Below are 14,686 nucleotides of genomic sequence, written 5' to 3' on the forward strand. Positions count from 1 at the left end.
AACCCACGCTTATACAATACTCGCTGATACAAGTATATCATAAGCGTGGGCTGATTGACAGTCGTTATTCCGTATTTTTTCAGGAAGCGGCGGCAGCGTGCTGGATCACATCTTCCAGCAGGCTGTCAAGCGGCTTCCCATCCTGTGCGAAATGCTCCGATACCTTGATACGGACTTTCCCCATGACAAAATACTGGGTGCCGTCTTTTTCGGTAAGCAGGGTGCCGCTATTTTTGTTATTGCTCTCGTTTTTGTTTTTTGCCATAGGCAGTTACCTCCATAAATGAAATATGCCCGACAAGGGAATGTCAGGCAGGTGTACAGCCGCGGACTGTCTCCATGTCAACCAAACCGTGTCAACCAGCAGAAAAGACTTTGAAAACAATCCACAGGCGCTCTATTATTACTTTTTACTTTTTCTTTGATTTCTTGGTTGACATGGTTGACAAAGGAGAGAAATGCCCCCAATATCAGGCTTTTCCCCGTCAACCGGCTGTCAACCGAAGCGTCAACCAAACTGTTAACCGGTAGCTTTTCAGAATGGCAGTTCCATTTGCCGGGCTTCTTCTTCCGTGATTTCCTGAAAACCGTCCCCCTCCGGCGGGGCTTGGTTGACACGCTCCCAGCCTTTTTGAGAACCGTATTTCTTATACCGCTTCGGGCTTTTGTAGGCTGCCCAGCCCTGTATGATGCCGCCCGCAATGCCGGTATTCATAATCTCGCAGATTGCCCGTGTCTCCCAGTCTGCCGGGGAATTTAAGTTCCCCAGCGCTTCCTCATAAAGCTGCTTGGAGCATACCCTGTCGCCGGTGTAGTCCTCCAAATAGGCGTAGATCATGCCAGCCTGTGTGTCCTCCTGCATGAAGTCCTGCTGGTGGGCGTTCAGGTATCGGTTCATTTCTATGCTGAATGACAGCTTATACTTCCCACTGCGGTAAACCGTCATGGCTTCCGCCCACATCTGTTCGATATATGCCCTCGCTGCCGCTTCATCGTCCAGTATGTGAACCTCCGTCCGTTCCGGGTACACCGTCACAGGGAGAAAGCGCCGGTTGCCAGTGCGGTCACGGGGCAAAAAGTCCTGCCGGTTGGTCGTCCCTCCAAATACACATTGCCGCAGCCGGTCTGCCGGATGTGTCTCATACGGCACTTTGTAGGTTTCTTTCTGGCGGCTTAAGAATGACTTGATTTCCTCAATACTCTTGGCGTTGGCTGTGGCAATCATCTCCGACATCTCGATAATCCAATGCCCTTGCAGCTTGCGGTACACATTTTCATCGTCCAGCTTCTTCAAATCGTCTGAAAACCATTCGTCCCTGCCTGCCAGCAGCCGGAAAAAGGTAGATTTCCCGGCTCCCTGACCACCAACCAGACAGAGCATGACCTCAAACTTGCTCCCCGGTCTGAATACCCGCCGGATGGCTCCCATCAGGAACAGTTTCAAGGCTTCATAGGTGTATTCGTCCGTATCGGCTCCCAGAAAGTGATGCAGGGCGTAACGGATGCGCTCTGTGCCGTCCCATTGCAGGCTGTTCAGGTAATCCCTGACCGGATGGTAGCGGTTTTCATTGGCAACAATCTTGATGGCGCTCTGCACCTTTTTCTCGCTGGTAAGCCCGTAGTTTTCTTCCAGATACAGAAGCAGGTAGTTCATATCCATGTCGGTTAGCGTAGCGCTGGTGCGCTCCCAGCCCAGCGGCTTCACAATATCGACCTGCTCCGTCAAAAGGTTCAGGCGCAGCGCCCCGCGAAACAGCGGGTCACGCTGGAACACCGTCAGGCAGTTTCGGATGCTGTTCTTCACGCCGCCTTTCTGCGTCCCCTCTAACGTCTCCCGGATTTCTGCCGGTGTCTGCGCCGGTTCCATTGTGTCCATCGTCCTTTTGACCGCTTCCTGCGTTTCCGGCGGCAAGCTCTGAAATTCGCTGTTCAAGCCGCAGCACCTCCTTTCCCTGTGCGGCGATCAATGCCGCTTTTTCTTCTATTTCTCCGTATAACAAAATATCCAAAAGGTATTCTGTGTAGCTTATCCTCTGCAACGCTTCCACAAAAAGAGGATGCCAGATGGCATCCTGCGGCTGTGGGGCGTATGCTGTTTTCCAATGCTCCAGCAGGCGCAGATAATCGCATAGCACCCGGAAACAATACCGTTCCGTTTCCTTAAATCTCTGCTCCGCTGATTTTTGTCGGGGCTGTGACCTGTTGTGACGCTTCCTATCTGGCGGTGCATTGCCGGATTTCTCATAGGAAACGCCGAAGTCCTCCGCAAGTCTGACCGCAGCTTCCCGTTTCCCCAATCCATGTAGCAAAGCGGCAAAGTCGATCACATCCCCGGAAGCTCCGCAGCCGAAGCAGTAAAAGCGGCTGTCCACTTTCATGCTGGGCGTGCGGTCATTGTGGAATGGACAGCAGACCATGCCGTTTCTCCCCACCCGGATTCCATAGAATGAAGCAGCCTGCCGGGTGGTAACAGACTGTTTCACCGCTTCAAATACATTCAAATGCTCCCTCCATAAAAATGCCGGCAGCGGTAAAGCTGCCGGTTATGTCATAGCTCCATCTCGTGTTTCTTTCTCTGTACTTCCTGTAGCTGCTCTCTCTGGCGCAGTGCGGTATCTACGGCGTTCTGCACCTGCCGCAGCCGTATCACTTCCTCCCGGAGCGGCTTGTGCTGCGGAGACAGTTCGGCATACTCTGTTTTTAACTGTGCGTATTCCTGTTTCCATGCTTTCAGGGCAATGGGTTTTCCGTCCAGTTTTTCTTTCAGAATACGGCGGGCGGCATAAAACAACCGTAACTCCGCATCGTGGGATGTTTCAAATTTCTCCCTCTGTTTCTTAAACTTGATATTGTTCAATTCCGTATGAACAGGTTTTAGCCGCTGGTAATTCTCGCCCTCCCGTATCAATTCCTGCAATTCCTTTATCCGGGCAGATTTCTTTTTCATGGAGCCGCTTAACGCTTCAAATTCTTCGTTGACAGAAGAAAGACGCTCCTGCAAATCCTCTAATGTGAGCAGCTTGTTTTCCGTCAGATAATTGACGGCTTCGGCAAACTGCTTTAAGTTTCCGGTTCTGGCTTTATTGCTCCATGCCCCTGCGTTGCGCTGGTTGTAATAAGCGATCAGCAGGTCGGCAAGGTTCGGTGTCTGCGGTTTGGAAAGTTCTTCTTTTACCTCTGCCATCCAGACAAACAGGGCTTTGATCTTCTTCCTCACATCCTGCATGAGCCGGTTGGTGGCTTTAATCCAGCGGTTCAGTTCCCCTTTCTCGGTGCGGATGCCCTTTACTTCCATCTGCCGGACATTAGCGCCCTCGTGGACAGTGGGTATCAGGTCAAGCCCCTGCCGCACATAGGAACGGTGGTCGATACGCACATCCAGCCCTTTTTCCTCAAATTTTGTATTAACGACAGCCGCCCACTGCTCCCGCCAGTGTTCCAGCGTTTCCGGCTCATGCCAGTCTGTTGTATGGACAGCGTTAAACATATAATCGCCGTTTTTATCCCGGATTCGGTTTCCATCTTCATCAAGAAGATATTCCCGCCGCTGTTTTTGTCCCCATGTGCCATCCGGGTTCAAGGGGCGCATGGTTGTCATCACATGGAAATGCGGGTTAGGGATGCCGCCGTCCTCTTTCTCCGGGCTGTGAAAAGCAAGGTCGGCAATCATGCCTTTTGCCACAAACTGCTCCTGCACGAACTTCCTCGCCAGCTCCATGTTTTCTTCCAGCGTCAATTCATTCTGCATGGCAATATCAAAGGAATAGGCAAGCTGGGCTTTGGGATGTTTCTCGCAGTTCTCCACAGCATTCCAGAGGGTCGCCCGGTCAAGATATATTTCCGGCGCATGGGGCGGCAGCATGATTTCTGAAGCGATCACGCCGCCCTTTTTGGTGTAGTCGCTGACTTCTCCATAGTAGTTGCTGTAAAGACGCTCCCCGGCTCGGTAGGCTGCGCTGGCAATGGCGCTCTGACCGGCGCTGCGCTTTATCTGTGCGATTGAAAAATGATAAAGTGCTATCCTTAGTCACCGCCTTTCTCCTGCCCGGAAATACGGGCGTGGTTCTCTGCGGCAGACCGGATGAATTGCCCTGCCTGCGGCAGATTCAAAATGCTTTCCATGAGGGAATAAAATTCCGTTTCGGTCAGCTCCTTTGTCTGTGGCGCAATGCTCTCAATGGCTGCCCCACGGGTAATCAGCCGGTGCGTCCTCTGTTTCCGGGAACCGCTTTCCAGATACGCCTGCCGGTTTTTCAAACGCTGCATTTTCCGTTTTTCCCGTTCCAGCAGGACAGTGGTTTTTTCATATTCCTGCTTCAACTGTTCCAAAGATTTTTCCATGTTCTCACATCCTTTACTTATAAGATAAAGAAAGACCATCCGCAGACAGTCCGTATGTCAGTGCTTCTATAAACCCCGATGAAAAGGGAAAACCGCAGAGCGGATTTCTCTTTGCGGCGGGTACACAGGGGATAGCCGCTTTAGCGGCGCAAGGGGGTGTAGCCACCTTGTCGGAGCGAAGCGAACGCAGACCTCGGATTGCTGATTTTATCAGCGGCAGAGGTAAGCTCCGCAGGACGCACGATACATGGTCTTTAGACTATGTATAGAAGTGCGCCCTTAGTTCCTAAGGGATTTTGCCGTTTCCGGCAGTTTTGTCCTTTTTCTTGGAACGCTTGGAAAGATACTTCGGGCAGTCAACCACAACCGCCCGGAAGCTCTGTTTACATTCGTGCTGGCATTTCCGGCACAGTTCGTTGTAAGTGATACGGCTGCGATCATTTAAGAAGAAAGACCATTCCAGCCGCCGCTTGTTGCTCATTCTTGCCATAACCGGCTCCTTTCTCCATTTCTATCTGATGTACACAGATAGGCTGTTTTGGTGTAGCGTCTCGGTATCATTTTTAAGGTTTTTTCCCTCTGTATGCCCCTTTGGAAAGTGCGGCAGTATTGCAGTCAGGGAATGATACCTCATGCTTATTTGTCGCTTCTCGGTACGGTTTCGGAGCCTTTTGCCATCCATTCAAAGAAAGCAATTTTGCTGACCTTGATAAGCCTACCCCTGCGGAACGCCGGAAAGCCGGGTGTGTGTACCAGCTCATAGGCGCTCGCTCTTGAAATTCCCATAATCCGCTGAATGTCCGCCACATCCAGAACCAGCGGTAAATCCTCGTAGCTGTTCAATCTCTTTTTATCGTTCATTCTGTTCCTCCCATAAATCAAATAGGTTAAAATGCTTCCTGCTGCCGTTCTCCCCAAAAGCCGTTTTCCTGCCCCATTCCTGCGGTGTTTCCCTGCATTGGTGCGCCGGATGCGTCACTTCTCCTGCCGGTCATATCCCTTTTGGACGGTCATTCACTTGTCAAGGTACTGTGTGGCACGAAATTACCAACTACAATCATCATAGCGGACTATCCTTGACAAAACAATGCTTCTGCGATACCATGAGTGTAACGGATATAACTAAATTATATAATTACCATAGATAAAGGCAGGGGATAGGGATGGAGAATCAGTTTATACGGCATGAGCCATGTTTTGAGAGGATTTTGTTTGTCCTGACGCTGGACAGGAAGAAAATGAAAGAGCGGATTTTGATTGGGGAAGAACAGCAGATCCGCTTCCGGCTGAACGGGAGCCAAAACGCAGAGGTGCTTTGTGATATGACACGCCCGCTGGGAACTTTTTTGATAAACTTTGAGCGTGACACGGACAGAGATTGGAACTTATACGGGCTTTCTCCACTGCGACAAGCCCTCCACTCCAACCGATGGAAACAGCCGGAGCTGGAGCAGGCGGCAAGCGAATTTCTCTGGGGAAAATATCTTAGCAACGACCCTCTGAAAATGTATGTAGCGTTCCGTATCTGGAACAGCTATCTGCTTGCCAGAGAACCCCGTGACCGTAACGCTGCCTGTGACCGCTTCATGGATAAAATGAGCAGCCTGACCGGGGTATTCCATAACGAAGCCATGACCTTTGACAGGGAGACAGGAAAACCGAAACATTTTCAAGCGGGCAGCCTTTATTTCAAAGGCGCACCGTCAGAAGATACCCGGCTTGACCTCTGGTTCCCGGACAACCGGCGCACAGAAGAATGTGTGTCTGCCTATGCGTCCCTCTACCCGTTGATTACCTATTATTTGAACCGGCTGAATGACTGGGGGCTTTGCTTCCGGCAGTGCAAGGTCTGTGGGAAATATTTTCTGGCAAAGAGCCAGCGGTATGAGCTGTGCAGCGACAAGTGCCGCAAAGCACAGGCGCTTCAAAACAAGCGGGAATTTGACGAAAGGGCAAGAGAAAATAACTATGATCTGCTTTATAAAAATGAATGCCAGAACTGGCGCAACAAAATAAACCGGGTAAAAAATACCGCAGGCTTTCCGGCTGACCGTCTGGAAAAAATACAGGCTGCCTTTTCCGACTTTAAGAAAGAAGCCTTACAGAGAAAAAAGGCTGTAAAAACAGGAACAGCCAGCCCGAAAGAATTTACGGACTGGCTGTATCAGCAGAGTAATGTAATTGTGGAGCTGACTGAATACTAAATTTTTTTCTCGTTGTGAGGTTTCTGTGACATTTTGCTGATACTATAAAAAGAAAAAGGATGTGATACTATGCGAATACTGGTTGTTGAAGATGACCAGCTTTTGAATAAGACATTAAGCTATAATCTGTCGGCTGTCGGATATTCCGTGGATGGGGCTATGTCAAAGGCTGTTGCCATAAGATTTCTTGAAAAACAGGACTATGATTTAATCGTTTTGGATGTCAATCTGCCGGATGGGAACGGATTTGATATATGCCGCGAGGTAAAAGAACGCCGTCCCGATACCGCCGTGATTTTTCTAACCGCAAATGATATGGAAAGCGATATGCTGAAAGGATTTGAATTGGGCGCAGATGATTATGTAACAAAGCCCTTTCCTATCAGCGTGTTCCAAAAGAAAGTATCTGCTTTACTGAACCGCATTTCAGCACAATCCGGCGGAGATTTCTACGATGATGGGAATTTGTATATCAATTTTTCCGAATTATCAGCGTGTCTTGCAGGACAGCCGATTACCCTTACATCATTGGAATATCGTTTACTAAAAGTGCTGACAAGAAATTCTCAAACTGTCCTGACCCGGCAGGTATTGCTTGAAAAGCTGTGGGATGCAGATGAAAATTATGTGGATGAACACGCACTTACCACAACGATCAGCCGCATCCGCAGTAAAATTGAAACGAACCGGCATTCCTACATCAAAACCGTTTACGGTATGGGCTATATGTGGATTGGAGGAGTGCAAAAATGATTTCAAAAAAACTCTCCTTAAATAAAGTCTGCATAATACTGGCAACTACCATTTTACTTTTATCCGTGGTCATGTTTTCGGTTCTATATATCCTGACCAAAGAAATGTCTGTGGTATTTTGTAGCATGGCGTTCTGTCTGCTTTTTCTGCTTTGTGTTACTGTTTTTGTGATACTGATAAGGCAAAAGCTGACTTTGTTTTCTGAAATGCTTTGCTGCACCTTAGACGAAATGATGAATGGAAAAATAGATATATCACAGGTTGCCGAAGAAGAAAACCTATTTTATAAAATCAATCATCGGCTGGTGCGCCTTTATGAGGTTATGCAGGAAAGCAAAAACAGCGTTGCCAGTGAACGAGCTGACTTACAGGAGTTGATTTCCGATATTTCTCATCAGGTAAAGACACCGATAGCAAACTTAAAAATGATAAATGCCACCTTATTAGAACAAGAAGTGCCACAGGATAAACAGCGGGAATTTCTACTTGCCAGTGGCACACAGCTTGATAAACTGGATTTCTTAATGCAGGCTATGATAAAAACTTCCCGACTTGAAACTGGCGTCATCTCACTTGAAAAGAAACAGCAGCCCATCTATGATACTCTGGCTATGGCTCTGGGCGGTATCTTTCTGAACGCTGAAAGAAAGCACATACAAGTTGAAGTAAACTGCCCGGAAACATTGGTTGTTTCCCATGACCGCAAATGGACAGCAGAAGCCTTATTTAACATATTGGATAATGCAGTTAAGTACACGCCAGAGTACGGTTCTATTCGTGTTTGCGTTGAAAGCTGGGAAATGCACCTAAAAGTCAGCGTTACTGACACCGGCAAAGGTATTCCCGAAAACCAGCAGGGAGCAATTTTTAGGCGCTTTTATCGGGAAGAAAATGTCCATGATATAGAGGGAATCGGCATTGGGCTGTATCTCGCAAGGGAAATTATTAGCTTACAGAACGGTTATATACAAGTAACTTCTCAAGTAGGAACAGGCTCAACATTCTCCGTTTTTCTTCCCCATGAATAACCTGTTTTTTTGAAATGTCACAGAATTGTGACATTTCAGGGCAATTTATTATATCGGCTGTGACATTTCTGTGAGGTTTGGTCGTTACAATGGATTTATCAAAAAGAAAGGATGGTGTTCTTTATGAGCATTTTGCAAACGACTGAACTGAAAAAATATTATGGCGCAAAGCCGAACATTACCAGAGCCTTGGATGGTGTGACCCTCTCCATTGAAAAGGGCGAATTTGTAGCCATCGTAGGAACCTCCGGCAGCGGCAAATCCACTCTGCTGAACATGATTGGCGGGCTGGATGTGCCTACCTCCGGCAAGGTTATTGTGGATGGGCGTGAACTCTCCACATTAAAAGATGAGCAGCTTACTATCTTCCGTAGGAGAAAGATTGGCTTCATCTTCCAGAACTACAATCTGGTTCCGGTGCTAAATGTCTACGAAAACATCGTGCTGCCTGTGGAGCTGGACGGAAACAAAGTAGACAAGAAGTTTATGAAAGAAGTAGTGCAGATGCTGGGGCTGGAGGATAAGCTGAACAATATGCCCAACAACCTCTCCGGCGGTCAGCAACAGCGTGTGGCGATTGCCCGCGCTCTGGTGTCGAAGCCCGCTATCGTTCTGGCAGACGAACCTACCGGCAACCTGGACAGCAAGACCAGCAGTGATGTGCTGGGGCTTTTGAAAGTAACCAGCCAGAAATTTCAACAAACTCTTGTAATGATTACTCATAACAATGAGATCGCCCAGCTCGCCGACCGTATTATTCGGATTGAGGATGGCAAAATCGTACAGTAAAGGGGGCGGGACTATGAATGACATTCTATTTGGCAATAATAATACAAAAACCATCAAACGGCTGTCTAAACAATATTTCAAGAAGAATAAGGTTCGTAATCTGGCGGCGATTCTTGCGATCGTTCTGACAGCATTTTTGTTTACATCCATCACTTCACTGGCATTTAACATGGTATCCTCCATGCAGCTCTCTATGCAGATGCAGAAAGGCAGCAAGGGAGATGGAACCTTCGGCTATATGACAGAGGAGCAATTTGAGCAACTGAAAAACAGTGATTTTGTGGAGCAGGCAGGTCATCGGCGGACGATTGGATATGCAAGCAACGCCGTGGGTCATTCTGTTGAATTAAACTATGCTGACAGCATACAGCAGGAACTTACATTCTGCGTGCCAACGCATGGTTCAGCGCCGGAAAAGGCGAATGAAATTGCTACTACCGAACTGGCGTTAAAAGCCCTTGGTGTGGAACCGGAGATCGGAGCAGAAGTTCCTCTGGAATTTGAGCTGCGTGGAAAAACCTATCATTATGATATGGTGCTTTCCGGCTGGTGGGAAGCAAGTAACGATATGATCAGTGTGGCCGTTCTTTCAGAGCAGTTTGTAAAAGATAATCCGGATGTAGTGAAAAATACCCGCGCAGTGGATGGAGAAATCTCAGGGGTTACTTTTTCTGAAGTTGTGCTGAAAGACAAGAGGAACATTAAGGAACAGATGGATAACTTTGTCTACTCCATCGGCGGCAATCCAGAGGATATGTCTGCCGATAACTTTATCCTCTCTGTTGAAAACCAGATGGGAAAAGCCATGATTTCTTCGGAGTCCATCTTATTTGCCGTAGTATTTGTTCTGATGTTTGTATTGTGCGGTTATCTGCTGATTTATAATATTTTTGATATTTCCGTTATGCAGGATGTTCGGCAATATGGCTTACTGCGGATGATTGGCACTTCTACACGACAAATTAAAAGCATCGTCAATCGGCAGGCGGTATGGCTGACCCTGATCGGGTTGCCTATTGGTTTAATTGCCGGGTTCTTTGCAGGCCGGGCGTTGCTTCCAGTAGTAATGGGAATTTTCAGCTATGAGTATTCTACGGCAAGTTTGCAGACATCGGCATCCCCTTTGCTATTTGTTATAGCTGCCTTGTTTACAATTTTGACGGTGTTTATCAGTACCCGCAAACCGGCCCAAAAGGCCTCAAAAGTATCTCCCATGGAGGCGATCCGCTATACAGAGCAGGATGATTATAAAAAGAAAACGGTTACACGAACCAGAGGTGCAAAGCTCTCTCATATGGCATTTTCTAACCTAGGACGTAACAGACGCCGTTGTGTATTCATTGTTGTTTCTATGCTTTTGTGTATCGTTCTGTTCAACTCTATGATCATTGTGACACAGAGCATGGATGAAGAAAAGTGGATTACCCGCACAACAAAAACAGATTTCACCGTCTACAATTCGATTGCAGTCAATGTTCAGGAGGGCTTTAGGCATCACGAAGATGCGCTTCCACAGCAAGTGGTAGATATGATCCGTGAGCAGAACGGTCTGGAAGAAGAACGGTATCTTTATCGCAACACCGCAGATGACGGTAATGTGCTGGTTGATTATGGTTTTGAGGGACTGGAGTGTACCTCAACCTATGAAGATCAGGACGGTAGCCTCCGCAAAGGCTTTGGAAAATATAATATGAAGACTGCCCCGGATGCAGAAAATCTTTTCTTTGGAAATGTTTTTGGCGCTTCCGAACATTTTTGGACGGATATGATGATTTATGATGGAGAAACAGATCCTAATGTACTGAAACAAAAAATGCTAACTGGAGAATATGTCATTATTGGAGAACGGCTAGACCGACTGAGTGGCGGCCCGAAAACAACGTCCCTGTCAGAGCAGTTGCAGATCGGTGATAGCATTTCTTTTTACAGGGATGGTGAGTTAGTCAAAACCTGCACAATTCTGGCAAAAGCCTGCACCGTTGGGACTGAGGACGAAACGCCGTCAACAACTACGGCCATGGGGAATATTGGTGGCGATGCGCCCTTTGTGTATTTGCCGGACACTCTGTTCAAACAGATTTACACGACCCCAACCCTGCTGAGCTATGGATTTGATATGGATGCTTCCTTACAGCCGCAAATGGAGGAATTTTTGAGCAGTTATATTGAAAAGAACCCCTCTGTTACCTATACCTCAACAAAATTACTGAAAGAACAATTAAATTCTGTTGCAAGTATGGTTCTGGTTGTAGGCAGTCTGATTGGCTGTATTATGGCTTTGGCAGGACTGATTAACTTTACAAACATGATTATCACCAATATTATCACCCGCCGCCATGAGTTTGCGACTATGCAGAGTATCGGTATGACAAATCGCCAGCTTCAAAGGCTGATGGTTTATGAAGGCGTCTACTATGCCGCTGGTGCAGACATCATTGGTGGAGTAGTTGCACTGCTGCTTGCTGTGACGGTGCTGAAAAATGTCTTGAACTCGCCATCTATGTGGTTCTTCACTATGAATATCACGTTAGTTCCGGTTCTGGTCATCGGTGTACTTTATCTGCTGCTGGCTGCGGTTATTCCGCTGATCGTTCTCCACTTCTTTAACAAAGGAACTGTGGTGGAACGATTGAGGACTTCGGAATAAGAGTAATTTTCTTAATAACCGTGTAAAAAACAAATCAAAAAGGTACTTGATATTGCGCTTCATTGCTTTTATCAAGTACCTTTTTTCATGCAGTATCATATAAGCGTGGATTCGTTATATTTGGTGTGGTATCTTTAACTATGGGAAACTCCGTTTTCCCAATTTGAAACAGTTTGCCTGGTAACATGAAATAATTTGCCAAACTTCTCTTGTGTTAATTGATTGTCTTTATTCTTTTAACACCAGTTCTTTTTCTTATTTTCTATGCAGTTTTCCAGTCTTCTACACTAAGGATTGCTTCATGTTCGCGTCCACCTGCATGGCAGTAGATATCCTGAAATTTTGCATATTTTTTTAGTTTGTCCTTCTGTGCATCCAAGCTGTAACCATCAACCTGAATTGCTGTTGATACACGAGTATATATGTAGCATTTTGTTTTCTTTTTCAATAACCTAACCTTCCAGTTTATTCATTTGTCAATTTTCCCGACTGCTCAGCTAACTTCTTTTCTTCTCTCTTTACCCTACGTTCTACTACAATATGTTTATGGTTAATATCCCTTACAGCCAGTAAGGAATTATCCATCTTGTTGCTTAAGCTGTATAATGATGGAGCAATCGGTATATCGTCTTCCAATCTTGGACTTCGCGTCCGTAAATTAGACTGATAACCAGCTCCTCATTCGCAGCGTTCGTTTTATGCAGGTTGAATCGCCATAGGTGCATTCGCGTCACACCACAGTAGATTGAATAGGCAATGAGTAAAACTGGTATTTATCCATTGCAATAATCTTAAGGAGTGACAATTTATGAACGCAGTAGGTATCGATGTTTCAAAAGGTAAGAGTATGGTTGCTATCATGCGACCTTTCGGTGAAATTGTTTCCGCACCTTTCGAAATCAAACACACAGCCAGTGATATCCATTCACTTGTAGAACTCATCAACTCTGTTGAAGGGGAGTCCCGAATCGTGATGGAGCACACAGGACGTTATTATGAAGTCCTCGCCCATCAGCTTTCAAAGGCAAATCTTTTCGTTAGTGCCATTAACCCAAAACTTATCAAAGACTTTGATAATGATTCTCTTCGTAAAGTGAAATCTGATAAAGCGGATTCTGTTAAGATTGCCCGATATGCTCTTGACAAATGGCAAAATCTTAAACAGTATAATGTTATGGATGAATTACGCAATCAGCTCAAAACCATGAACCGTCAGTTCGGCTTTTACATGAAGCACAAGACGGCTATGAAAAATAATCTTATCGGCATCCTTGACCAAACCTATCCTGGTGTTAATACTTACTTTGACAGTCCTGCACGCAGTGACGGCAGCCAGAAATGGGTTGATTTTGCATCTACATACTGGCATGTGGACTGTGTCCGTAAAATGTCTCTGAATGCCTTTATCGACCATTATCAAAACTGGTGCAAACGTAAGAAGTACAACTTCAGCCAATCCAAAGCTGAGGAAATCTATGGAAAAGCAAAGGAACTTGTTCCTGTACTTCCTAAGGATGACATTACAAAGCTTATTATCAAGCAGGCTGTAAACCAGCTTAACAGTGCTTCTACAACCGTTGAATCACTACGCACACTTATGAATGAAACTGCATCCAAACTCCCAGAGTATCCTATTGTTATGGCGATGAAAGGGGTTGGTGCTTCGCTTGGTCCTCAATTGATGGCTGAGATTGGTGATGTTTCCCGTTTTACCCATAAAGGTGCTATTACTGCTTTTGCCGGTGTAGATCCCGGTGTTAATGAATCGGGAAGTTATGAACAAAAAAGTGTTCCAACTTCAAAACGAGGCTCATCTGATCTTAGAAAGACTTTATTTCAGGTAATGGATGTCTTAATAAAAACACACCCACAGGATGATCCTGTGTATCAGTTCATAGATAAGAAACGGGCACAAGGCAAGCCTTATTATGTCTATATGACTGCAGGTGCCAACAAGTTTCTAAGAATCTATTACGGACGAGTGAAAGAATATCTTTCATCTCTTCCAGAATCCTAATCATCATTATAATTCTCAGACCAGCACTGGTGTGGTGGTCTTATTTTGATACCTCCTTTTCAACCTGTATAAAATTTTCAATGTTCTTCAATTTAGCCTTGACTTTTTATTTGCAGGCTAATTTTTTAATATCTTCTGATGCGGGCAAATTTTCTGGCTTAATCCCCCTCTGCCCCAGCATATCCCTAACTGACGTATTATTTTCAACATGCTCAACAGTAATAGCCGTCTCACCCTGTAAGTCTTTTTCTTCAACATTATAATTTGTCATTTCAGTTGCAAGGTTCTTTGCAGCAATAGTAAGTGTTGGTAAAAAATCTGCAAGCGGCCTTTTATCTTGCACTCCTAAACGTTCTTTCATTTGTTTTGTAGTGAATCCTCCAAATAAAGCCTGATCCCCCTTAGATCGGATACGTCCAAATCCAGCATCATCAACTCCACGTTCATATATATTTTGAGACAGTCGTTTTTCAGATTCTCGAAGCTTTCCTCTTGCCTCAGTTCTTTCAATATAAGAAATCCTTTCTTCTATCAATTCCTGTTTTCTTGTTTGAACTGCAAAATAGCTTTGTGCAAAAGCGATCTGTTCTTTACGAGGATCTCCGTTCTCTGCAATAAGATAACATGCATAACGTGTAAGCATATAATCTTCTACTTCTCTATTTGCGCCACTTCCCAGAATAACCATTTTACTGGCATCAGCAAAATGGTCCTCTACTACAATGCCATTATTTGCACAAGCAACTTTTGCCTTTAATAAAACATTTTCAAAATTTTGCCATTTTGAATAATCTAGCAAATGCATTAATTCACGTGCATACCAAAATTCAACTCCGTTTTCTTCATGCCTAATTTCATCAAATCTTTTCTTATAATTCATTATCATTTTCTTTTCCATATTAGACTT

14 protein-coding genes and 2 pseudogenes are annotated in these 14,686 nt (G+C 45.7%); 6 read left to right on the forward strand and 10 right to left on the reverse strand.

Annotated elements, in window-relative coordinates:
• Positions 1 to 79: 79 nt before the first annotated feature.
• From NQ556_RS14880 to NQ556_RS14910, 7 genes are all read right to left on the reverse strand, one after another.
• Positions 80 to 265, reverse strand: coding sequence for a hypothetical protein (locus NQ556_RS14880; RefSeq protein WP_004614956.1), 186 nt, complete (start codon positions 263 to 265; stop codon positions 80 to 82).
• A 270-nt stretch (positions 266 to 535) separates the two neighbouring features.
• On the reverse strand, positions 536 to 1,876 hold the full coding sequence (locus NQ556_RS14885) for a virulence-associated E family protein (RefSeq protein ID WP_147574984.1): 1,341 nt from the start codon (positions 1,874 to 1,876) through the stop codon (positions 536 to 538).
• Positions 1,761 to 2,501: a CHC2 zinc finger domain-containing protein gene (locus NQ556_RS14890; RefSeq protein WP_044998525.1), complete on the reverse strand. Its 741-nt coding sequence runs from the start codon at positions 2,499 to 2,501 to the stop codon at positions 1,761 to 1,763. The genes NQ556_RS14885 and NQ556_RS14890 overlap by 116 nt, the downstream gene beginning before the upstream one ends.
• 47 nt (positions 2,502 to 2,548) lie before the next feature.
• Positions 2,549 to 4,021: a MobQ family relaxase gene (gene mobQ, locus NQ556_RS14895; protein WP_081445210.1), complete on the reverse strand. Its 1,473-nt coding sequence runs from the start codon at positions 4,019 to 4,021 to the stop codon at positions 2,549 to 2,551.
• A gap of 2 nt (positions 4,022 to 4,023) precedes the next feature.
• Entirely contained in the window at positions 4,024 to 4,341 is a 318-nt protein-coding gene (locus NQ556_RS14900; protein WP_044998528.1) for a DUF3847 domain-containing protein, read from the reverse strand.
• Positions 4,342 to 4,627: 286 nt separating this feature from the next.
• Positions 4,628 to 4,831 carry a hypothetical protein gene (locus tag NQ556_RS14905; RefSeq protein WP_004614949.1) on the reverse strand — a complete coding sequence of 68 codons (204 nt, stop codon included), beginning with the start codon at positions 4,829 to 4,831 and terminating at the stop codon, positions 4,628 to 4,630.
• A 146-nt stretch (positions 4,832 to 4,977) separates the two neighbouring features.
• Complete coding sequence (locus NQ556_RS14910; protein ID WP_008368839.1) at positions 4,978 to 5,202, reverse strand: helix-turn-helix domain-containing protein; 225 nt, start codon at positions 5,200 to 5,202, stop codon at positions 4,978 to 4,980.
• Positions 5,203 to 5,504: 302 nt separating this feature from the next.
• On the opposite strand from NQ556_RS14910, the gene NQ556_RS14915 reads away from it, so the two are divergent.
• From NQ556_RS14915 to NQ556_RS14935, 5 genes are all read left to right on the forward strand, one after another.
• Positions 5,505 to 6,545: a DUF6076 domain-containing protein gene (locus NQ556_RS14915; protein WP_008368840.1), complete on the forward strand. Its 1,041-nt coding sequence runs from the start codon at positions 5,505 to 5,507 to the stop codon at positions 6,543 to 6,545.
• A gap of 69 nt (positions 6,546 to 6,614) precedes the next feature.
• Positions 6,615 to 7,298 (forward strand): response regulator transcription factor, encoded by a 684-nt coding sequence (locus NQ556_RS14920; protein WP_004614945.1) that lies wholly within the window; start codon positions 6,615 to 6,617, stop codon positions 7,296 to 7,298.
• On the forward strand, positions 7,295 to 8,326 hold the full coding sequence (locus NQ556_RS14925) for a sensor histidine kinase (protein WP_008368841.1): 1,032 nt from the start codon (positions 7,295 to 7,297) through the stop codon (positions 8,324 to 8,326). Before NQ556_RS14920 ends, NQ556_RS14925 begins: the two co-directional genes overlap by 4 nt.
• A gap of 123 nt (positions 8,327 to 8,449) precedes the next feature.
• A complete protein-coding gene (locus NQ556_RS14930) occupies positions 8,450 to 9,115 on the forward strand; it encodes an ABC transporter ATP-binding protein (RefSeq protein WP_044998531.1) in 666 nt (221 codons plus the stop codon).
• A gap of 13 nt (positions 9,116 to 9,128) precedes the next feature.
• Positions 9,129 to 11,762 (forward strand): ABC transporter permease, encoded by a 2,634-nt coding sequence (locus tag NQ556_RS14935; RefSeq protein ID WP_204575699.1) that lies wholly within the window; start codon positions 9,129 to 9,131, stop codon positions 11,760 to 11,762.
• A gap of 134 nt (positions 11,763 to 11,896) precedes the next feature.
• Here the strand turns inward: NQ556_RS14935 and NQ556_RS16765 are convergent.
• Positions 11,897 to 11,947: pseudogene (locus NQ556_RS16765) on the reverse strand (hypothetical protein); the annotation flags it as partial.
• Between the two features lie 143 nt (positions 11,948 to 12,090).
• Positions 12,091 to 12,210: pseudogene (locus tag NQ556_RS16770) on the reverse strand (recombinase family protein); the annotation flags it as partial.
• Positions 12,211 to 12,570: 360 nt separating this feature from the next.
• Here NQ556_RS16770 and NQ556_RS14950 point away from each other — a divergent pair.
• Positions 12,571 to 13,779: an IS110 family RNA-guided transposase gene (locus NQ556_RS14950; protein WP_055249025.1), complete on the forward strand. Its 1,209-nt coding sequence runs from the start codon at positions 12,571 to 12,573 to the stop codon at positions 13,777 to 13,779.
• A gap of 106 nt (positions 13,780 to 13,885) precedes the next feature.
• On the opposite strand, the gene dinD is transcribed toward NQ556_RS14950, so the two are convergent.
• Complete coding sequence (gene dinD / locus NQ556_RS14955) at positions 13,886 to 14,677, reverse strand: DNA damage-inducible protein D (protein WP_008368853.1); 792 nt, start codon at positions 14,675 to 14,677, stop codon at positions 13,886 to 13,888.
• Positions 14,678 to 14,686: the final 9 nt, after the last annotated feature.

It is taken from the genome of Coprococcus comes ATCC 27758, assembly GCF_025149785.1.
Taxonomy (GTDB): domain Bacteria; phylum Bacillota; class Clostridia; order Lachnospirales; family Lachnospiraceae; genus Allocoprococcus; species Allocoprococcus comes.

What these genes read in the sequence shown, in the direction of transcription:
- NQ556_RS14880 (WP_004614956.1), bottom strand. Translation starts at nt 265, where the DNA reads ATGGCAAAAAACAAAAACGAGAGCAATAACAAAAATAGCGGCACCCTG.
- NQ556_RS14885 (WP_147574984.1), bottom strand. Translation starts at nt 1,876, where the DNA reads ATGGACACAATGGAACCGGCGCAGACACCGGCAGAAATCCGGGAGACG.
- NQ556_RS14900 (WP_044998528.1), bottom strand. Translation starts at nt 4,341, where the DNA reads ATGGAAAAATCTTTGGAACAGTTGAAGCAGGAATATGAAAAAACCACT.
- NQ556_RS14905 (WP_004614949.1), bottom strand. Translation starts at nt 4,831, where the DNA reads ATGGCAAGAATGAGCAACAAGCGGCGGCTGGAATGGTCTTTCTTCTTA.
- NQ556_RS14910 (WP_008368839.1), bottom strand. Translation starts at nt 5,202, where the DNA reads ATGAACGATAAAAAGAGATTGAACAGCTACGAGGATTTACCGCTGGTT.
- NQ556_RS14915 (WP_008368840.1), top strand. Translation starts at nt 5,505, where the DNA reads ATGGAGAATCAGTTTATACGGCATGAGCCATGTTTTGAGAGGATTTTG.
- NQ556_RS14920 (WP_004614945.1), top strand. Translation starts at nt 6,615, where the DNA reads ATGCGAATACTGGTTGTTGAAGATGACCAGCTTTTGAATAAGACATTA.
- NQ556_RS14925 (WP_008368841.1), top strand. Translation starts at nt 7,295, where the DNA reads ATGATTTCAAAAAAACTCTCCTTAAATAAAGTCTGCATAATACTGGCA.
- NQ556_RS14930 (WP_044998531.1), top strand. Translation starts at nt 8,450, where the DNA reads ATGAGCATTTTGCAAACGACTGAACTGAAAAAATATTATGGCGCAAAG.
- NQ556_RS14935 (WP_204575699.1), top strand. Translation starts at nt 9,129, where the DNA reads ATGAATGACATTCTATTTGGCAATAATAATACAAAAACCATCAAACGG.
- NQ556_RS14950 (WP_055249025.1), top strand. Translation starts at nt 12,571, where the DNA reads ATGAACGCAGTAGGTATCGATGTTTCAAAAGGTAAGAGTATGGTTGCT.
- dinD (WP_008368853.1), bottom strand. Translation starts at nt 14,677, where the DNA reads ATGGAAAAGAAAATGATAATGAATTATAAGAAAAGATTTGATGAAATT.